Origin of the sequence: Roseivivax sp. THAF30 (assembly GCF_009363575.1) — a bacterium.
Classification (GTDB): Bacteria; Pseudomonadota; Alphaproteobacteria; order Rhodobacterales; family Rhodobacteraceae; genus Roseivivax; species Roseivivax halotolerans.
In genome coordinates this window covers 2,310,142-2,330,172 of the sequence record NZ_CP045389.1, presented here as the reverse complement: position 1 = coordinate 2,330,172, position 20,031 = coordinate 2,310,142, and the positions used below count along the sequence as shown (strand labels likewise).

Annotated in this window: 17 protein-coding genes; 15 read left to right on the top strand and 2 right to left on the bottom strand. The window is 64.8% G+C overall.

Annotated elements, in window-relative coordinates; translation table 11 throughout:
* Nucleotides 1-30 precede the first annotated feature (30 nt).
* From FIU91_RS11300 to FIU91_RS11275, 6 genes are all read left to right on the top strand, one after another.
* Nucleotides 31-1,392 (top strand): tetratricopeptide repeat protein, encoded by a 1,362-nt coding sequence (locus tag FIU91_RS11300; RefSeq protein WP_152462523.1) that lies wholly within the window; start codon nucleotides 31-33, stop codon nucleotides 1,390-1,392.
* 22 nt (nucleotides 1,393-1,414) lie between these two features.
* A complete protein-coding gene (locus FIU91_RS11295; RefSeq protein ID WP_152462522.1) occupies nucleotides 1,415-2,629 on the top strand; it encodes an OpgC family protein in 1,215 nt (404 codons plus the stop codon).
* 7 nt (nucleotides 2,630-2,636) lie between these two features.
* Complete coding sequence (locus FIU91_RS11290; protein ID WP_152462521.1) at nucleotides 2,637-4,184, top strand: glucan biosynthesis protein; 1,548 nt, start codon at nucleotides 2,637-2,639, stop codon at nucleotides 4,182-4,184.
* Nucleotides 4,181-6,061: a glucans biosynthesis glucosyltransferase MdoH gene (gene mdoH, locus FIU91_RS11285; RefSeq protein WP_093009946.1), complete on the top strand. Its 1,881-nt coding sequence runs from the start codon at nucleotides 4,181-4,183 to the stop codon at nucleotides 6,059-6,061. The genes FIU91_RS11290 and mdoH overlap by 4 nt, the downstream gene beginning before the upstream one ends.
* 128 nt (nucleotides 6,062-6,189) lie before the next feature.
* Nucleotides 6,190-6,708 (top strand): YHS domain-containing (seleno)protein, encoded by a 519-nt coding sequence (locus FIU91_RS11280; RefSeq protein WP_152462520.1) that lies wholly within the window; start codon nucleotides 6,190-6,192, stop codon nucleotides 6,706-6,708.
* Nucleotides 6,709-6,774: 66 nt separating this feature from the next.
* Nucleotides 6,775-7,608 (top strand): PHB depolymerase family esterase, encoded by an 834-nt coding sequence (locus FIU91_RS11275; RefSeq protein WP_152462519.1) that lies wholly within the window; start codon nucleotides 6,775-6,777, stop codon nucleotides 7,606-7,608.
* On the opposite strand, the gene FIU91_RS11270 is transcribed toward FIU91_RS11275, so the two are convergent.
* Nucleotides 7,605-8,666: an ABC transporter ATP-binding protein gene (locus tag FIU91_RS11270; RefSeq protein ID WP_152462518.1), complete on the bottom strand. Its 1,062-nt coding sequence runs from the start codon at nucleotides 8,664-8,666 to the stop codon at nucleotides 7,605-7,607. The genes FIU91_RS11275 and FIU91_RS11270 overlap by 4 nt on opposite strands.
* A gap of 17 nt (nucleotides 8,667-8,683) precedes the next feature.
* Complete coding sequence (locus FIU91_RS11265; RefSeq protein WP_152463720.1) at nucleotides 8,684-9,472, bottom strand: IclR family transcriptional regulator; 789 nt, start codon at nucleotides 9,470-9,472, stop codon at nucleotides 8,684-8,686.
* Nucleotides 9,473-9,615: 143 nt separating this feature from the next.
* Between FIU91_RS11265 and FIU91_RS11260 the strand changes: the two genes are divergently transcribed.
* From FIU91_RS11260 to FIU91_RS11220, 9 genes are all read left to right on the top strand, one after another.
* Entirely contained in the window at nucleotides 9,616-10,869 is a 1,254-nt protein-coding gene (locus FIU91_RS11260) for an ABC transporter substrate-binding protein (protein WP_152462517.1), read from the top strand.
* A gap of 67 nt (nucleotides 10,870-10,936) precedes the next feature.
* Nucleotides 10,937-11,866, top strand: a complete 930-nt coding sequence (locus FIU91_RS11255) for a carbohydrate ABC transporter permease (RefSeq protein WP_152462516.1) — start codon at nucleotides 10,937-10,939, stop codon at nucleotides 11,864-11,866.
* 3 nt (nucleotides 11,867-11,869) lie between these two features.
* Nucleotides 11,870-12,718 carry a carbohydrate ABC transporter permease gene (locus FIU91_RS11250; RefSeq protein ID WP_152462515.1) on the top strand — a complete coding sequence of 283 codons (849 nt, stop codon included), beginning with the start codon at nucleotides 11,870-11,872 and terminating at the stop codon, nucleotides 12,716-12,718.
* Between the two features lie 9 nt (nucleotides 12,719-12,727).
* Nucleotides 12,728-14,068, top strand: coding sequence for an alpha-glucosidase/alpha-galactosidase (locus tag FIU91_RS11245; RefSeq protein WP_152462514.1), 1,341 nt, complete (start codon nucleotides 12,728-12,730; stop codon nucleotides 14,066-14,068).
* 12 nt (nucleotides 14,069-14,080) lie between these two features.
* The gene (locus FIU91_RS11240; protein ID WP_152462513.1) at nucleotides 14,081-15,796 is read left to right on the top strand and encodes an IlvD/Edd family dehydratase; all 1,716 of its coding nucleotides are present in this window, start codon (nucleotides 14,081-14,083) and stop codon (nucleotides 15,794-15,796) included.
* Nucleotides 15,796-16,566 carry an SDR family NAD(P)-dependent oxidoreductase gene (locus FIU91_RS11235; RefSeq protein ID WP_152462512.1) on the top strand — a complete coding sequence of 257 codons (771 nt, stop codon included), beginning with the start codon at nucleotides 15,796-15,798 and terminating at the stop codon, nucleotides 16,564-16,566. Before FIU91_RS11240 ends, FIU91_RS11235 begins: the two co-directional genes overlap by 1 nt.
* A complete protein-coding gene (locus FIU91_RS11230; protein ID WP_371418287.1) occupies nucleotides 16,566-17,471 on the top strand; it encodes a 2-dehydro-3-deoxygalactonokinase in 906 nt (301 codons plus the stop codon). Before FIU91_RS11235 ends, FIU91_RS11230 begins: the two co-directional genes overlap by 1 nt.
* Nucleotides 17,468-18,073: a 2-dehydro-3-deoxy-6-phosphogalactonate aldolase gene (locus FIU91_RS11225; protein WP_152462510.1), complete on the top strand. Its 606-nt coding sequence runs from the start codon at nucleotides 17,468-17,470 to the stop codon at nucleotides 18,071-18,073. The genes FIU91_RS11230 and FIU91_RS11225 overlap by 4 nt, the downstream gene beginning before the upstream one ends.
* A gap of 25 nt (nucleotides 18,074-18,098) precedes the next feature.
* On the top strand, nucleotides 18,099-20,018 hold the full coding sequence (locus FIU91_RS11220; RefSeq protein ID WP_152462509.1) for a beta-galactosidase: 1,920 nt from the start codon (nucleotides 18,099-18,101) through the stop codon (nucleotides 20,016-20,018).
* The last annotated feature ends 13 nt before the right edge of the window (nucleotides 20,019-20,031 follow it).

The window sequence follows — 20,031 nt, the reverse complement described above, 5'->3', positions numbered from 1 at the left end:
GTTCCGCACTCCAATCTCAGGGGTTTCCCCATGACGTTCGATATATGCTGCTCCGAAATCGCGATCCGGGATGCCACGGCGCTCGATGCCTGGAACGCGATGATCCGCGCGTTCCTCGCGCATGGCGCGGCGGCACCCGATCATCTCGCGCGAGTCCTGGAGGGCGCGCCGGATGCCGCCTTGCCCCACGCGGCCAAAGGGCTCTTCTGTATGCTCATGGGCAGGTCCGAGATGACGGAGGCGGCGCGGGACGCGGCGCTGCGGGCGCGGGCGGCTGTCGAGGGCGGAGACGACACGCAGCGCGCGGCCGCCTGGCTCGCCGCGCTCGAGGCCTGGCTTTCGGGGCATCCCTCGGGGGCGGTGTTTCACCTCGAGACAGTTCTGGCCCGCAATCCCGCAGACACGCTGACCATGAAGGTCTGTCACGCGATCCGCTTCGTTCTCGGGGATGCGCGCGGCATGCGCCTGTCCGTTGAACATACCCTCGCAGCGCATGGCGCGGATCACCCGCTCCGAGGCTACACGCTCGGCTGTCATGCCTTCGCGCTCGAGGAGACCGGCGACTACGATGCCGCAGAAGGCGCCGGGCGGGCGGCGCTTGAGGTCGCGCCCGACGATGCCTGGGGCCTGCACGCCGTCGCGCATGTCTATGATATGACTCATCGCAGCGATGCCGGGATCGCACTTCTCGATGCGAACGAGGCGGCCTGGGACCACTGCAACAACTTCCGCTTCCATGTCTGGTGGCACAAGGCGCTCCTGCATCTCGACCGGGGCGAGACGGATACGGTGCTCGCGCTCTACGACGGCAAGATCCGCGAAGAGAAGACGGACGATTACCGCGACATCTCGAACGCGACCTCGCTCTTGATGCGGCTCGAGCTCGAGGGCGTGGCCTGCGGCGACCGCTGGGACGAGCTGGCCGAACTCTCCGAGACGCGGCTGACCGATGGCTGCCTCGTCTTTGCGGATCTGCACTACATGCTTGCGCTCGCGAGCAACGGTCGGCGGGATAGCGCAAATCGCCTCACCGCGCGGATCGCGTCTTCGGGCAGGGCGCGCACCGAGCCCGGCCGTATCGCGGCCCATCCCGGCGAAGCGGCGGCACGCGGGCTCGAAGCCTTCGGCGAGGGCCGGTACGAGGTCGCCTTCGAGATGCTGAGCCATGCCCGCGCACACATGCAGACGATCGGGGGCAGCCACGCGCAGCGCGACATCTTCGAACGGATCTGTATCGACGCCGGTTTGCGCGCTGGCGAACTTGCCCGGACGGAAGCCATTCTGACAGAGCGGACCGCCCTTCGCGCCGAGCATCGCGACCGGTTCGCCGATACGCGGTTTTCCGCCATCGCCGAGGCTCGCCGCAACGCAGCACTTTACGCCGCCCAGTGATCGGCAGAGAGATCACGCGGTTATGACCGATGCCGAGATGCCCGTGACGGCCCAGACGACCGAACCGCCCCGCACCACCACCGCGCTTGGCGCGCGGACAGTAACAAGCCGCGATCCTCGCCTCGACTTCTTCCGAGGCATCGCGATGTTCATCATCCTCATCGCCCATGTCCCCGGAAATGCTTGGGGTCTCTGGATACCCGCGCGGTTCGGGTTTTCCGACGCGACCGAGATCTTCGTCTTCTGCTCGGGCATGGCCTCGGCCATTGCCTTCGGAAAAGTATTCCGGGACCAGAGCTGGCTCATGGGCGCGGCGCGCGTCGCGTTTCGGTGCTGGCAGGTCTACTGGGCTCATATCGGGCTCTTCTTCGCCATCGCGGTGACGATGGCCGCGCTCAATGCCTCGGGCCTTTTCGAGCGCGACTATGTCGGCCAGCTCAATCTCCACCCGTTCTTCAAGGACACCGAGACAAACCTCGTCGGCCTGATGACGCTGACCTATGTGCCGAACTATTTCGACATCCTGCCGATGTACCTCGTGATCCTTGCGATGATGCCCGTCGTCGTCGCACTGGCGACCGTGCATCGCGGGCTCGCCGCGCTCTTCATCCTCACGCTCTGGCTTCTGGCGCAGGCAAACGTCTTGGCCTTCCCGGCGGAGCCGTGGTCGGACCGCGAGTGGTTCTTCAATCCCTTCGGCTGGCAGCTCATCTTCTTCACGGGCTTTGCCTTCATGTCGGGCTGGCTGCCCGCGCCGCCGGTCGACCGACGCCTCGTGATCCTGGCGGCGGTGATCGTGCTGACCATCGTGCCCTTCGCCTGGTTCCGGATCATCGGCGAAGTGCCGTTCATTCGCGAGTGGCGCTCTGATTACGCCCTCTTGATCGCGAAGACCGATTTCGGCTTTCTGCGTTACGTGCATTTCCTCTCGCTCGCCTATCTTGCCTGGGTTGCGGCGGGTGCGCGCGGCGCACGGTTGCAGCCCTCGGGCCGCCCCGGTATCGGGCCCGAGATCTGGCGGCGGGTTCTCGCCGTTATCATGAAGGTCGGTCAGCAATCGCTCGCCGTTTTCATCACGTCGATGTTCCTCGCTCGCCTCATGGGGGTCGCCCTCGACCTTGTATCGCGCGATGCGGTCTCCATGTTCGCGATCAACGCGGCCGGTATCGCCATCCTGGCGGCAACGGCCTACGGCGTCGGCTGGTTCAAGGCCGAGCCCTGGCGGCGCAAGAAGTGAGATGACAATGCTGAGACGAGACGTACTTGCAGGATTGATGGGGCTTTTGGCGACGCGCGCCGTGGCTCAGGACGGGGAAGGGGCGGCACCCGCGCCGGAGGCCAGTGAACCCGGCCTTCAACTTGGCGATCCCGCGCCCTTCTCCGAAAGCGAAGTTCGCACTCTGGCCGCCGATCTTGCCGCGCAGCCCTATTCCGAGCCGCAGCGCATCCCCGATGCCTGGACCGACCTCAGCTACGATCAATACCGGTCGATCTGGTTCGATCCTCGCAACGCGCTGTGGGAAAATGTCGAGGATACGCCGGTCCGCGTGGATGTCTTCGCGCCCGGCCTCTATTTCCCGACACCGATCCGCATCGACGTGATCGAGGGCCAGGAAGCGCGCCCGGTTCTGTTCTCGCTCGATGTCTTCGACAAGACCGATCAATTCCCCGACCTGCCGGTCGACGAGACGCTCGGCTATTCGGGCTTTCGCCTGCGCGCCGAGCTCGAACAGCAGGGCATCTTCACAGAATTCGCGGTTTTCCAGGGCGCGAGCTATTTCCGCGGCATCGGCGCGGGGCAGATCTACGGAATATCCGCGCGCGGCCTTGCCATCGACACCGCAGAGCCGTCGGGAGAGGAATTCCCCGAGTTCCGGCGCTTCTGGCTCGAACGCCCCGCGGCCGGATCGGACGAAATCATCATCCATGCGCTGCTCGACAGCCCGTCGGCGACCGGCGCCTACAAGTTCACCATCCAGCCCGGAGATGCGCTCGAGATGCGGGTCGAGGCCGAGATCTTCGCCCGCGACCGCCTGACGCATTTCGGCATCGGCGCGCTCACCAGCATGTTCCAGTTCGACGAGACGAACCGGCACCGGTTCTCGGATTTCCGCTCCGCGGTCCACGATTCCGACGGGCTCTTGATGTTGAGTGGCGGCGGCGAGACGATCTGGCGGCCGCTCGCGAACCCCAGAACGCTTCAGGTCAGCGGTTTCCAGGATGAGAACCCGCGCGGTTTCGGCCTCATGCAGCGGGCCCGGAACTTCGAAGATTTCGCGGATCTCCAGGCGCTCTACCACCGTCGCCCTTCGCTTTGGATCAAACCCGGCGAGGGGTGGGGCGTGGGCGAGGTGACGCTTGTCGAGATCCCGACCGATGACGAAATCTATGACAATATCGTCGCCTATTGGCGACCGCGCACCCCGCTCGAGTCCGGCCAGTCGCGCGCTTTTTCCTACAACATGACGTGGAGTTCGCGGGCCGAATACGGCAAGGGTCTGCGCGTTTTGAACACGCGAGCGGGTGACGATCGTGGCGGCGGTTTGCGCTTCACCATCGATTTTGCGCCTGAAAATGGTGCACTTACCGACCCGGACAGCATTATTCCGCTGGTCAGGGCCTCCCAGGGGGAGATCGTCGCCCCGATCGTGGAACGAAACCCCGAGACAGGCGGTTTGAGGCTTGGTTTCAAGTTTCAACCGGGTGATGCGGAGGTGAGCGAGATGCGTGCGCAGCTCAGAACTCCCAATGCTCCCCTCTCTGAGGTCTGGCTCTACCGATGGACGGAATGAACAGCGACTACGCGTCAATGATGCCTCCGCGCACGCCTTTGGCGATGCGAAAGCAGAGCTTCGGGACTTGCCCGACGCCGGAGCGTCATCCCGGACGCTGGACGATGCGCGATATCGCGTGGCGTGTCGGGGCGTTCGGTCCGGCGCTCCTGATCACGCTGTCTCTGGTCGTCGGGATCGTGAACTGGTTCGGTCTGACCGGGTTCACGTTCCAGGAAGGGCTTGTCACCCTCCTGATCGGTCTCACCTTCGTATGGGTGTCGCTGTCGGTGTCGGCGGTGCTGCTCGCTGTCCTGCGGCTCATCCTCGGCAAGCGGGCCGAGCGGCGGGCACGCGGTGCGGCTCAGCGCATCGCGCTTCTGGTCCCTGTCTATAACGAGAATCCCTCCGACGTGATGGGCAACGTCGCGGCCATGCGGCGGGAACTCGAGCAAGGGCGCCGGTCCGACGATTACGCCTTCTTCATTCTTTCGGACACGCAGGATCCTCAGATCGCCGAGGACGAAGCGCGCGCCATCCGTCACCTGCGCGCCGAAATCGGCCGTGAGATTCCCGTCTTCTACCGCCGCCGCGAAGTTAACACCGACAAGAAGGTCGGCAATATCAACGGGTGGATCACCGAATACGGAGCCGCGTGGGATGCGATGATCGTCCTTGACGCGGACAGCCTGATGACAGGCGCGGGCATCCGTCAGCTTTCGGACGCCTTGTCGCGCGATCCAAGCGCCGGCCTCATTCAATCCTTCCCGGTCCTTATCTCCGCCGAGACGCTTTTCGGCCGGATGCAGCAATTCGCAACCTCGGTCTATGGTTGGCTCCTGGCCGAAGGACTTGCCCTCTGGTCGCAGAGCGAAGGCAATTACTGGGGGCACAATGCCATTATTCGCACCCGTGCCTTCGCAGACAGCGCGCAGCTTCCACATCTGAAAGGGCGCGGCGGTCAGGATCAGCTCATCCTGAGCCACGATTTCGTCGAAGCCGGGATGTTGCGCCGCGCGGGCTGGGCCGTCCGCTTCCTGCCGCGGCTGGGCGGCTCGTTCGAGGAGACGCCGTCTTCTCTAATCGATTACGTCATCCGGGACCGGCGCTGGTGTCAGGGCAACCTGCAGCATCTGCGTATCCTGGGTGCGCGCGGTTTCCACCCGATCTCGCGCTTTCACCTCTTGCAGGGGGCGTTCGCCTATCTTCTTTCGCCCGCCTGGTTCGTGCTTCTCGTCGTCTGGTCGGCGTTCCTGCCGCTGACGAAGGATCCGGTGAGCTACTTCTCGCCCTCGAACCCCTTCCACCCCGTCTGGCCGCAGGTCAGCCAGATTGACGGTGTGTGGTTCCTTGTCTTCATCTACACGATGCTGCTTCTGCCGAAGATCGTCGCCGCCGGACTTCTGGCAGCCTCGCGGGGCGTGGTGAAGCTCTATGGCGGCACCGGACGCTTCGTGGCGACGACCGCCGTCGAAATCGGGCTCGCGATCCTCTATGCGCCGATCCTCATGGTGCAGCAGACGCAAGCCGTCATGCGCGCGCTTCTGGGCAAACCGAACGCCTGGACGCCGCAATCGCGCGGCACAACGCATTACGACTGGTCGACGGTGCTGCGCTTCCACTGGCTAGAGACGGTGCTCGGTGCGGGCATGGTCTACGGGATGGCCGCGGGGCTTTTGTCGCTCTGGCTTCTGCCGGTGGCGACCAGCCTCGCTCTTGCGCCGGTTCTGTCCTGGGCGTCCTCGCTCAAGGTCGACGAGCTTGGCGTTGCGGCGCTGCGACTTGAGACGCCGCTCTCGCTCCGCGAGCCGCGCGTGCAGACCCGTGCCCGTGCGGAGCGCGCCCGTCTGAAATCTGCGCTCGCCGAAGAAGAGCCCGTATTGATCGCCGCCGAGTAAAAAAGGCCCTTTCCTGTAACAATCGCAGGGCGCCGCGCACGTATCCTCACGAAGCGCGGAGGCGGGCTGACGCAGCGGCTGCTTCGGGTGCACCATCGGATCATCGACCCAACAGGAAAGATGATTTGATGCGTACGACATCCTTAGCCTTGACCTTTGCGGCCCTCCTGCCGGCGACCGCGTTCGCCGGTGAGCAATATGTCGACGAGACCGGCTTTGCCGTCTCCGGTTACGACGTCGTGGCCTATTTCGACCTGCCGCAGAGCGCTGTGGGCGAGGCGCAGCCCGACCCGGTTCCCGGACGCGCGAGCCTCACCGCCGAGCATAACGGAGCGACCTTTGCCTTCTCGTCAGAGGAGAACCGCGAGAGGTTCCTTGCCGACCCCGAAGCCTTTGTGCCGCAATATGACGGGCATTGTGCCTACGGCGTTGCGAAGGGCGGCAAGGTGCCGGGAAATCCGTATCTGTGGCGGATCGTGGACGACGAGCTTTACCTCAACATCACCGAGAATGTGGTGAGCTTCTGGGAAGAGGACATTCCCGGAAACATCGATCTCGCCGAGGGCAACTGGCCGGGCATCGAGCCCGATGGCGCGTCGGGCAACACGATCCCGCAATTCGCCTCCGCTGCGCCGCTGTCTGAGTAAAGGCGCCGCTCTACCTTCCCCTGCAGCCGGAATGTTTCGGCTGCCGGACCTGATCGGGGACTCGTCATGCTGCGCTCTTTCGCGATCCTCGCCGCCTGCCTGCTTCCTGCAAGCCTCCATGCCGCTTGCGGCACCGAGGAGGGGCCCTGCGAGACCGAAGGCGGCACCTATCACATCGAACTGCCCGAAGAAGCCGCCGGCGCGCCTGCGCTCGTCTTCCTGCATGGCTGGGGATCGAGCGGCGAAGGCACGCTAACCATGCGCGGCATCATCGAGGAGGCGACCTCGCGGGGCTACGCGGTGATCGCACCCGATGGTGTGCCGCGAGAGGGGCGGAACGGGCGCACCTGGGGTTTCCAGCCCGAACGGCCCGGTCCCCGCGACGAGGTCGCCTTCCTCGCCGAGGTGCGGGACGACGCGGCGGCGCGGTTCGACCTCGATGCGGATGCGATGCTGCTGGCGGGCTTTTCCATCGGCGGCTCGATGGTCTCGTATCTTGCCTGCGCCACGCCAGGGGCGTTCGCGGCCTATGCGCCCGTCGCGGGCAGTTTCTGGCGGCCGCACCCGGCGGAATGCGCAGGGCCGGTGGCGCTCTTTCACACGCATGGCTGGCGCGATGGGACAGTGCCGCTCGAAGGACGGCTTCTCAGGGGCGACAGCCCACAGGCCGACGGCGCGGTCGTGCAGGGCGATGTCTGGGACGCGATGCGGATCTGGCGCGAGACCAATGGCTGCCGTCTTCAGGCGAACGATTTCTCGGCCGACGAGACCTTCTGGCGCAAAAGCTGGACGGACTGCGAAGCCGGGCGGCTCGACTTCGCGCTCTACGATGGCGGGCACGGCATTCCGCCGGGCTGGGCGCCGATGGCGCTCGACTGGTTCGAGGGGCTCGCCCGCTAGCGCAGTCGCGCCTCGGTCTCGCCATCGAAGAACATCGCGTCGACTGGATCGAAGACCAGCCGCACCTCGGTGCCTTCGGGGATTTCCTCGTCCGCGCGGGTCTCCACTACGATCCGGGCGTCCTTGCCGCCCACGAGGTAGTCATAGGCGACCCCGCCCAGGCGCTCTCGGATATCGAGCTTGAGCGGCGAGGGTCCTTCCTCCACCGACAGAACCTGCGGACGAAGCCCCACCAGCACGCGGGAGCCTTCGGAGGGCAGGGCGACATGGGCGTCCATTGCCGTCTCGCCCAAGAGCGGGCAATGAACCTTTCCGCCGCTCACGGTGCCTTCGAGAAAGTTCATCGAGGGCGAGCCGATGAACCCCGCGACGAAGCGGTTGTCGGGGTCGTTGTAAAGATGCATCGGATTGCCGACCTGCTCGATATGCCCTGCGCGCAGCACCACGATCTTGTCGGCGAGCGTCATCGCCTCGACCTGGTCGTGCGTGACATAGATCATCGTCGCGCCGATCTCCTTGTGCAGGCGCGCGATCTCCACCCGCATATCGACGCGCAGCTCCGCATCGAGGTTGGAGAGCGGCTCGTCGAAAAGGAATACCTCGGGACCGCGCACGATGGCGCGGCCGATGGCGACGCGCTGGCGCTGCCCGCCCGAAAGCGCCTTTGGCTTACGCTTGAGGTAATCCTCGAGCTTGAGGATACGCGCGGCCTCGCTCACTTTTTCACGGATCTCGGCCTTGGGATGACCGGTCATCCGCAGCCCGAAGCCCATGTTTTCCTCGACGGTCATGTGCGGATAGAGCGCGTAGGTCTGGAACACCATCGCGACACCCCGGTCCGAGGGATCGACGCGGGTCACGTCCCGCGCGCCGATATGGATCTTGCCGCCGCTCGTCTCCTCAAGCCCGGCGATCATCCGCAACAGCGTTGACTTGCCGCAGCCCGAGGGGCCGACGAAGACGCAGAACTCGCCCTCCGCGATTTCGAGGTCCAGCCCGTGAATGACCTGCACTTCGCCGTATTTCTTGACGGCCTTTTCAAGCGTGACGCCGCTCATGGCGGTCTCCTTTCCTGTCAGGTCTCGGTCCGGTCGGGGAATTGCCAGGCCGAGGCGGCCTCGGCGATTCGCGCGGCGGTCGCGATTATGCGGGGTTTCAGCGTCGCCAGATCCTCGAGGCTGCGCCGGTCGGTGGAGGTGGTTATCGAAAGCGCGCCCATGACACGGCCGCCGGGGGACAGGATCGGGGCGGCGATGCAGATGATGCCGGGCTCGTGCTCTTCGCGGTCGAAGGCGATACCGGCGGCGCGAATTTCCGCGAGCTCGGCCTCGAGCGCCTCGGCGCTGGTGATCGTGTGGCCTGTATGGGCGTGGAAGGCCTGGAGGGGCAGGGCGGCCGCGCGCTCCTCATCGGGCAGATGGGCCAGCATCGCCTTGCCGACGCCGGTGCAATATCCCGGCCCGACCTTGCCCGCGCCCGAGAACATCTCGATCGGCTGGCGCGCATTGCGCTTGTCCACATAGAGCACCTGGCCCTGGTCGAGCTGCGCGAGGTGGATCGTCTCGCAGACATCCTTGGAGAGCTCGTCGAGAAAGGGCCGCGCGATGGGTGCGAGCGACGACCGGGCCCAGGCCATGTGCGCCAGCCGCACGAGCCTCAGCCCCGGCGAATAGGCGCCGGTCTCGGCGTCGAGACGCAGCATGCCCTGGTTCACAAGCGTTTGCAGCAGACGGTAGAGCGTGGCCTTGGGCAGGGGCGATGCCGCCAGCACTTCGGCGAACCGCATCGGGCGACCATGTCCCGCGACTTGGTCCAGCACGTCAAGCGCCTTTCCCACAGTGCCATCGCCGCTGCGCGTGCCCATGTCGTTCATCTTGCAGGGCCTCCTCCCCGGCGTCCCGTCGCGGGACGTGTTGACATTCTTACGAGGCTTCCCGCATAGTTTCAATAGTTGGACTAAAGTTTCAAATAATGGAACCCAGTCCCTGAAGCTCAAGGGAGGACTTCATGCTCAGGACGACACTCACCGCGGCGGCCGCGCTGTCGCTGGCCGCAGGCGCGGTCCATGCCCAGGACAGCGAGCTGTCGGGCACGCTCACCATTTTCTCGGATATGTCGAACCCTGCTCCGCGCGCCGTGATGGAGGACATGGCGGCGCGGTTCGGTGAGATGCATCCCGATCTCGAGATCGAACTCACGATCATCGACCGCGAAGCCTACAAGACCCAGATCCGCAACTTCCTGACCGCGAACCCGCCGGATGTCGCCAACTGGTACGCTGCGAACCGCATGGCGCCCTATGTCGATGCGGGGCTGTTCGAGGACGTCTCCGATCTTTGGGCCGAGCCCGAGATCGCCGACAATCTCGCCTCCACGAAGGGCGCGCTGACCTTGGACGGCAAGCAATGGGGCGTGCCCTACACCTACTATCAGTGGGGCGTCTATTACCGCGAGGACATCTACGAAGAGCTCGGCCTCGAAGAGCCGCAGGACTGGGAAACCTTCAAGTCGAACTGCCAGACGATGCTCGATTCAGGCATGAAGTGCTTCACCATCGGAACCAAGTTCCTTTGGACCGCTGCCGGCTGGTTCGACTATCTCAACATGCGGACCAATGGCTACGACTTCCATATGCAGCTCACGCAAGGTGAGGTGGAATGGACCGACGAGCGCGTGCGCCAGACCTTTGCCAACTGGCGCGAACTGATCGACATGGGCGCGTTCATCGACAATCACCAATCCTATAGCTGGCAGGAGGCGCTGCCCTTCATGGTGAACGGTGAGGCCGCAGCCTACCTCATGGGCAACTTCGCTGTCGCGCCGATGCGCGAGGCGGGCCTTTCGGACGACCAGCTCGACTTCTACCAGTTCCCTGCGATCAACCCGGACGTGGAGCTGGCCGAAGACGCGCCGACCGACACGTTCCACATCCCGTCCGGGGCCGAGAACAAGGAAGCGGCGCGCGAATTCCTGCGCTTCGTGGTCTCCGCCGAGAACCAGACGCAGATCAACTCGGGCGACGGGCTGGGTCAGCTTCCGGTCAATTCGCAAAGCTCGGTCGACGATGACGAGATGCTGAACCAGGGGTTCGAGATGCTGTCCTCGAACGCGCCGGGCGGCATCGCACAGTTCTTCGACCGTGACGCGCCGGCCGAGATGGCCTCGGTCGCGATGGAGGGGTTCCAGGAATTCATGGTGTTCCCGGACAACCTCGAGGATATCCTCGGCCGCCTCGAGCAGGCGCGCCAGCGGATCTACTGATCCTTCGGGGGTGCGCGGGCTACCCGCGCGCCCTGCCCAAAGGCTGACCCCCCGTGAGGAGAGGCGGATGACCACCGCAACGCTGCCAGACACGCATGCCGACGAGGGCGGGCCGGGCTGGATCCGGCGCAACCGGATGACGCTCGCGCCGCTTCTGTTCCTTCTGCCCGGCGCGATCTTCTTCATCGCCTACGTGATCCTGCCGATCCTGCAGAGCTTCCAGATCAGTTTCTTCCGCTGGGACGGTCTGGGCGAGCCGGAATTCGTCGGCCTTGCCAATTACCAGGAGCTTTCGACCGACCGCGCCTTCGAGGTCTCGCTCTGGAACAACCTCAAATGGCTGGTCCTCTACCTTCTGGCCATTCCGGGCGGGCTGTTCATCGCGCTCTTTCTCAACCAGACGGTCGCGGGTATCCGCATCTACAAATCGCTCTTCTTCTTTCCCTTCGTGATCTCCCAGGTGGTCGTGGGCCTCGTCTTCACCTGGTTCTACGATCCGACCTTCGGGCTTCTGAACACGCTTCTCGAAGGCATCGGTCTCTCGCCGATCAACGTGCTCGGTGATCCGACGCTCGCCACCTACGGCATCATCATCGCGGGCCTCTGGCCGCAGATCGCCTATTGCATGATCCTCTATCTCACTGGCCTCAACGCCGTGGACCCCGAACAGATCGAGGCCGCGCGTCTCGACGGAGCCAAGGGCTTGCGGATGCTCTGGCATGTGATCCTGCCGCAGCTGCGCCCCGCGACCTTCATCGCCTTCGTGGTCACGATCATCGGCGCGTTGCGCTCCTTCGATCTCATCTCGATCATGACCAATGGCGGACCCTTCGGCTCCACCCGCGTTCTGTCCTTCTACATGTTCGAGAAGGCGCTTTCGGAATACGGCTTCCGCATGGGCTACGGCGCGGCGATCGCGGTCGTTCTGTTCCTCATCATGCTGGTCTTCATCGCCTACTTCCTGTGGTCGATGTGGCGGCAGGAACGGGGGCACTGAGCGATGTTTCCAAGACCCATCGAAACCCAGCCGCGCGCCGCGCAGATCACCTACCAGTCGCTCATTCCGGTGGCGCTTCTTCTGTGGCTTGCGCCGCTGATCGCGGTCGCGATCTTCTCGATCAAACCGGACACGGATTTCACCAGCGGCAATTACTGGGGCTGGCCCGCGGAGTTCGAAGGCTTCGCCAATTACGGCAAGGTCTTCTTCGAGAGCGATATGCCGCGCTACCTGATGAATTCGGTCCTCATCACCGTGCCCACGGTGATCGGGGCGGTGGCGCTCTCGGCGATGACGGGCTTTGCCCTTGGCGTCTACAAGTTCCGCGGCAATCTCTGGATCTTTTTCATGTTCGTCGCTGGCAACTTCGTGCCGTTCCAGATCCTGATGGTGCCGGTCCGTGACCTGACGCTGGATCTGGACCTCTACAACACCAAGACGGGGCTCGTTCTCTTTCACATCGCCTTCCAGACGGGGTTCTGCACGCTGTTCATGCGGAACTTCATCCGCGCGTTGCCCTTCGAGTTGATCGAGGCCGCACGGGTCGAGGGCGTCGCCGAATGGCGGATCTTCTGGTTCATCGTCCTGCCCCTGATGAAGCCTGCCATCGCGGCGCTGTCGGTGCTCGTCTTCACCTTCATCTGGAACGACTACTTCTGGGCGGTGGTCCTGACGCAAGGCGCGGAAAGCCAGCCCGTCACCGCCGGCATCACCTCGTTCAACGCGCAATATCGTGCCGCCTACCACCTGATGAGCGCGGGCAGCATCGTCGCGGCACTGCCGCCTGTGGCGATGTTCTTCCTCATGCAGCGCCACTTCATCGCCGGGCTGACGCTCGGAGCCGTGAAATAAGGACTACCCATGACGCGCATTGCCTTTATCGGCGCCGGTTCGACCATCTTCATGAAGAACATCATCGGGGATTGCCTGCATTTCCCCGCGCTCGACGGGGTGACCTTCGCACTGATGGATATCGACGCGCACCGTCTCGAGGAATCGGCGCTCGTTGCGAGAAAGCTCATCGCCGCATCGGGCCGGAGCGCACATGTGGAGACGACGCTCGACCGCCGCGAAGCGCTCGATGGCGCGGATTTCGTCGTCACCGCCTTCCAGATCGGCGGTTACGAGCCCTCGACCGTCATCGATTTCGACATCCCAAAACGCTACGGGCTGCGCCAGACCATCGCCGACACCCTCGGCGTTGGCGGGATAATGCGGGGCCTTCGCACGGTGCCGCATCTCTGGGCGGTGGCCGCCGACATGGCCGAGCTGTGTCCGGGTGCGCTGCTTTTGCAATACGTGAACCCGATGGCGATCAACACCTGGGCGCTGGCCGAGCGTTTTCCGAACCTCAAGCAGGTGGGATTGTGTCACTCCGTGCAGAACACGGTCGAGGAGCTGGCCCATGACCTCGATCTGCCGAAAGACGAGATCCGCTACCGTGTCGCGGGCGTGAACCATGTCGCATTCTTCCTCGAGCTCACCCACGGGGGCGAAAGTCTCTATCCGCGCCTTGGCGAGGGCTACCGCGCGGGCCGGCTGCCGAAGCCGCCGCTTCTGATGCCGCGCTGCCCGAACAAGGTGCGCTACGAGGTGATGGAGCACCTGGGCTATTTCTGCACCGAAAGCTCCGAGCATCTGGCCGAATACGTGCCGTGGTTCATCAAGTCCGGCCGGGAGGATCTGATCGAGACATTTCAGATCCCGCTCGACGAATACCCCAAGCGCTGCGTGGAGCAGATGGCCGATTGGTCCGCGCAGGCCGCCTCTTACCGAGACGCGGGGGAAATCAGCTTCGAGAAGAGCCACGAGTTTGCTGCCGAGATCATCAACGCGGTCGTGACCGATGCGCCGTTCCCGATCTATGGCAACCTGCCGAACCGGGGGCAGGCGCCGCAATTGCCGATGGGCGCGGCGGTCGAGGTGCCCTGCATGGTCGACGCGAACGGCGTGCAGCCCACGGTGGTCGACGATATCCCGCCGCAGCTCGTCGCGCTCATGCGGAGCCAGATCAACGTGCAGGAGCTTGTGGTCCGCGCCCTGAGCGAAGAGAACGCCGAACACATCTACCACGCCGCGATGTTGGATCCGCACACGGCGGCCGAGCTCGATCTGCGCCAGATCCGGGCGCTCGTGAGCGATCTTCTGGCCGCGCATGGCGACATGCTGCCGGCCTTCGCGCGGATGCCGAAAGCGGCCTGAAGGAACGACATGATGACAAAGACACGACGCTCCGCCGCCTGGTACGGCAAGCTCGACAAGGACGGGTTCATTCACCGCTCCTGGATGAAGAACCAGGGCTTTCCCGATCACGCCTTCGACGGCCGCCCCGTCATCGGCATCTGCAACACATGGTCGGAGCTGACGCCCTGCAACGCCGGTCTGCGCGATCTTGCCGAGGCGGTCAAACGCGGTGTCTGGGAGGCGGGCGGCTTCCCCGTCGAGTTCCCGGTGATGAGCCTTGGCGAGACGCAGATGAAGCCGACCGCGATGCTGTTCCGCAACCTTCTGTCGATGGATGTGGAGGAATCGATCCGGGCCTACGGGATCGACGGGGTCGTGCTTTTGGGCGGCTGCGACAAGACCACGCCGGGTCAGATCATGGGCGCGGCCTCGGTCGATCTGCCCTCCATCGTCGTCTCCTCGGGCCCGATGCTGAACGGCAAGTGGAAGGGCCGCGACATCGGCTCCGGGACCGATGTGTGGAAGTTCTCCGAAGCGGTGCGCGCGGGCGATATGACCTTGCAGGATTTCATGGCCGCCGAGTCGGGCATGTCGCGCTCGGTCGGCGTCTGCATGACGATGGGCACGGCCTCGACGATGGCCTCGCTCTGCGAGGCGATGGGCCTTAGCCTTCCGACCAACGCCGCGCTCCCCGCGGTCGATGCACGCCGCAAGGCGCTGGCGCATCTGACCGGCAAGCGCATCGTCGAGATGGTGGACGAGGATCTCAAACCCTCGGACATCCTGACCAAGGAGGCGTTCCTGAACGCGATCCGCGCCAATGCGGCGGTCGGTGGGTCGACGAACGCGGTCGTGCATCTTCTCGCCATCGCGGGCCGGGTCGGTGTCGACCTGACACTGAAAGACTTCGAAGACGGCACCGATGTGCCGCTGCTCGCCAATTGCATGCCGTCAGGCACGTATCTGATGGAGGATTTCTGCTACGCGGGCGGGATGCCGGTGATCCTGTCGGAACTCGCAGGGCAGGGGCTTCTCGCACCGGCGAAAACGGTCCTCGGCGGCGATATCTCGGTCTATGCGGACGGCGCGGAATGCCATGACCGCGATGTGATCCACGCCTTCGATGCGCCGGTAAAGCCCGCCGCCGGCTTGCGTGTCCTGCGCGGCAATCTCGCGCCGGACGGGGCCATCGTGAAACCCTCTGCCGCGTCGGACCATCTCCTGGAACACGAGGGCGAGGCCTATGTCTTCGAGAATATCGAGGAGCTGAAAGCCAATATCGACAGGGACGATCTTCCGGTCACGCCCGAGACGATCCTGGTACTCAAGGGCTGCGGGCCGAAGGGCTATCCGGGCATGGCCGAGGTCGGAAACATGCCGATCCCTGCCAAGCTCGTGAAGGAGGGGGTGCGCGACATGATCCGCGTCTCCGATGCGCGGATGTCGGGCACCGCCTTCGGGACCGTCATCCTGCATGTCAGCCCCGAGACGCAGGCAGGCGGGCCGCTTGGCCTCGTGAAAACCGGCGATCGCATCCGGGTCAGCGCCAGGGACGGCATCCTTGAGCTCTTGGTGGACGAGGTGGAACTGGCCACACGCCGAGCGGATTGGGCCCCTGAACCGCCCCGCTACACGCGTGGATACGCCAAGCTTTATATCGACCACGTTCTTCAGGCCGACCAAGGGGCCGATCTCGACTTTCTCGTCGGCAAGGACACACGGCCAGTCACACGGGAGAGCCACTGATGACCGAAAATCCCACCTATCCCGATCTCGCCGGGGCATCCGTTTTTCTCACCGGCGGCGGCTCCGGCATCGGGGCGGCGCTCACCGAAGGGCTGCTCCGTCAAGGGGCGAAGGTTGCCTTCGTCGGCCGTTCCGATGCCAGCGCCTTCGTCGACCGCATGGAAGAGGAAACCGGCAATCGCCCGCTCTTCATTCAATGCGACATCACCGACATTCCCGCCCTGCGTGCCGCGGTTGACCGGGCCGCGGACGCGCATGGCCCCATCCGCGTTCTCGTGAACAACGCCGCAAACGACCAGCGCCACCAGACCGAAGAGGTAACGGAAGACTTCTGGGACTGGGCGCAGGCGATCAATCTCAAGGCCTATTTTTTCGCCTGCCAGGCGGTGATCCCCGGCATGCGGGCCGCCGGTGGCGGGCGTATCGTGAATTTCACCTCGATCAGCTACATGATGGGCAATGCCGACTACCCCGCCTACACGACCGCGAATTCCGGCATCAACGGGATGACCCGCAGCCTTGCGCGGGAATTTGGCCCCGACAATATCGCGGTCAACGCGCTGGCGCCGGGCTGGGTGCTGACGCAGAAGCAACTCGACAAATGGGCCAAGCCCGAAGCGCTCGAGGCGCATCTCGCCAAGCAGTGCCTGAAAGAGCATCTCGGCCCGTCAGATATCGTCAACCCGATGCTGTTTCTCGCCTCGGATGCGAGCCGAATGATGACCGGGCAGGCGCTTGTGGTCGATGGCGGCGTCGTGGTGACCGGATGATGGACGGACTTGACTGGATCGCGGTCGATTGGGGCACGTCGAACCTGCGCGCCTGGCTGATGGCGGCCGATGGCACGATCCTGGACAAGCGCAGCTCGGACCGGGGCATGAACGCGCTGTCCCGCGACGGGTTCGAGCCCGCGCTTCTGGATCTCGTCGGCGATGCGATCGGACACGGGCCCGTCACGGTGATCGTCTGCGGCATGGCCGGCTCGCGGCAGGGCTGGGCCGAGGCGCCGTATCGCAGCGTTCCCTCCGCGCCGCCCCGGCTTTCCGCGGCCACGCGCGCGCTCGTGCACGATCCGCGTCTCGACGTGCGGATTCTGCCGGGTCTGAAGCAGGAACAGCCCGCCGACGTGATGCGGGGCGAGGAGACCCAGCTGCGTGGCATCTTCCTTGCCAACCCGGGCTTCGACGGCACGATCTGCCTGCCGGGCACGCATACCAAGTGGGTGCAGGTCTCGGCGCGCGAGGTGGTGAGCTTTCGCACCTTCATGACGGGCGAGCTTTACGCACTTCTCTCGGCAAATTCGGTTCTGCGTCATTCCATCGGCGAGGGCTGGGACGGGGAGGCCTTCTCCGAAGCCGTCTCGGACGCCATGTCGCGGCCGGGCAGTGTCGCGGCCCATCTCTTCGGGCTCCGGGCCGAGGGATTGCTGCGCGGTCTCGATGGCGCGCGCGCCGCCTCGCGGCTCTCCGGTCTTTTGATCGGGCTCGAACTCGCGGGCGCGCGGCCGTACTGGCTCGGCCAGCCCATCATTCTGGCCGGGGCGAGCGATCTGTCGCGCGCCTATGAAAGCGCTTTGAGCGCGCAGGGCGCGGCGGTCGAGCGTCTCGACGCCGAAGCGGTCACGCTTGCTGGCCTTGTCGCCGCGCGCGCAGACATGAAGGAGACGACCACATGAGCCGCGATATCATCGCCATCCTGCGCGGTATCAGCCCCGAAGATGCCGTTCCGGTCGCTCGCGCGCTTCTGGAGGCAGGGATCGACCGGATCGAAGTGCCGCTCAATTCGCCCGAGCCCTTCGACAGCATCGCGCGCATGGTGGACGCGCTGGGCAGCGAGGCGACGATCGGCGCGGGCACGGTCCTCGATCCTGCCGACGTGGATCGTCTGGCGGCGATCGGCGCGCGCATGGTCGTCTCGCCCGATTGCAATCCCGAGGTCATCGCGGCCACCAAGGATGCCGGCATGCTGTCCTATCCCGGCGTATTCACCGCGAGCGAATGCTTCGCCGCGATCCGTGCCGGGGCGGACGGGCTCAAGATCTTTCCCGCCTTCAAGCTCGGCACGGACGGGCTGAAGGCGCTGTCGGCCGTCCTGCCACGCGAGGTGCCGACCTTCGCGGTCGGCGGCGTCGGTCCGGACGACTTTTCCGCCTGGCGCAGCGCGGGCGTCACCGGCTTCGGCATCGGCACCGGCATCTATACGCCCGGCGCTTCGGCCGAGGATGTCGCCACCCGTGCGGCCGGCATCGTCTCCGCGTGGGACGCGCTTCCCGCCTGACATCCAAACCGCTTTGAGAGGCTCCATGCGTCGCACGCTCGGCACTTGCTACTACCCCGAACATTGGCCGCGCGAGATCTGGGAGGAGGACGCCCGCCGCATGGCGGAGGCGGGCCTGACCTGGGTGCGGATCGGCGAGTTCGCCTGGAAACGGATCGAGCCGCAGCCGGGCCAGTTCGACTGGCAGTGGCTCGACGAGGCGCTCGACATCTTGGGCGCGGTAGGCCTCAAGGTCGTTCTCGGCACACCCACCGCGACGCCGCCGCGCTGGATGCTCTCGAAGCATCCCGACATGCTCGCCGTCGATGCAGAGGGACGTCCAAGGCGCTTTGGATCTCGCCGCCATTACTGCTTTTCGCACCAAGGCTACCTCGAGGAATGCCGCCGCATCGTGACGCGTATGGCAGAGCGCTATGGCCGAAACCCGCATGTTGCCGCTTGGCAGACCGACAACGAATATGGCTGCCACGATACGGTGATCTCCTACTCGGACGCGGCGCGGCAGGCATTTCGAGACTGGCTCGCGCAGCGCTATCAATCGCCGAGCGCGCTGAACCGTGCCTGGGGCAACGTCTTCTGGTCGATGGAGTATGACGCATTCGACGAGATCGATCTGCCGAACCTGACCGTGACCGAACCGAACCCGGCCCATGCGCTCGCGTTCCGGCGGTTCTCGTCCGATCAGGTGGTGGCCTTCAACCGCGCGCAAACCGAAATCATCCGTACCTATTCGGAGGCGCCCATCGCGCATAATTACATGGGCCGCGAGATCGCCTTCGACCATTTCGCCGTCGGCGCGGACCTCGATATCTCAAGCTGGGATTCCTATCCGTTGGGGTTTCTCGAAGACCGTGCGGGCGCTTCGCCAGAGATCCAGCGCCGTTACATGCGCCAGGGCGATCCGGACTTCCAGGCCTTCCACCACGACCTATACCGTGCGGTCGGGCGCGGGCGCTGGTGGGTGATGGAGCAGCAACCGGGCCCGGTGAACTGGGCGCCTTACAACCCCGCGCCCTTACCGGGCATGGTGCGCCTCTGGACCTGGGAGGCTTTCGCGCACGGGGCGGAGGCGGTGTGTTATTTCCGCTGGCGGCAGGCGCCCTTCGCGCAAGAACAGATGCATAGCGGTCTTTTGCGGCCCGACAGCGCCGATGCGCCAGCAATGGGCGAGGCGTGCGAGGTGGCGAAAGAGCTGGCCGAGCGACCTGACGTCGCGCCGCGCCAGGCAGAGGTTGCCCTTCTTTTCGACTACGACGCGGCTTGGGCCTGGGACGTGCAACCGCACGGGGCAGGGCTTTCGTATTTCGGGCTGGTCCTCGATCATTACCGGGCGCTGCGCCGGGCGGGGCTATCGGTCGATATCGTCGCTCCTCAAAGCGCTTTGGACGGCTACCGCCTGATCCTCGCTCCGGGCCTCATGCACATGCCCGAGGATCTCAAAGCGCGGCTTGAGGCAAGCGGCGCCGAGATCCTGATCGGTCCCCGCAGCGCCGCGCGCGATGGCGAATTCTCCATCCCCATTCCCCTGCCGCCCGATTTTCCCGGTCTCGATGTAACGGTCAGCCGGGTAGAGAGCCTGCGGCCCGACATGCCGGTCTTGTTGAACGGTGGCGGTCGGATCGTCGGGTATCTCGAAGAGCTCGAAGGCAGTGCCGAACCGGTTCTTCAGACCGAGAATGGCCAGATCGTCGCGCAGCGCGCAGGTTCCGTCACGTATATGGGCGGCTTGGGCGATGATGCCGCGCTCGACCGGCTCATTGCGGATCTCGCCCTGCGCGCCGGGATCGACACGCGCGTTTTGCCCGAAGGCGTCCGTATCCGTGAGACGGGGGCGGAGAGATTCTGGTTCAACCACAATGCCACCGATGTCGCGACCGAGATCGGCACGCTGCCTCCTGCGGGCGTCCATATAGAAGCGCTTCGAGGCATGCCCAAATCGCTTTGAGATGCCTTGCGTC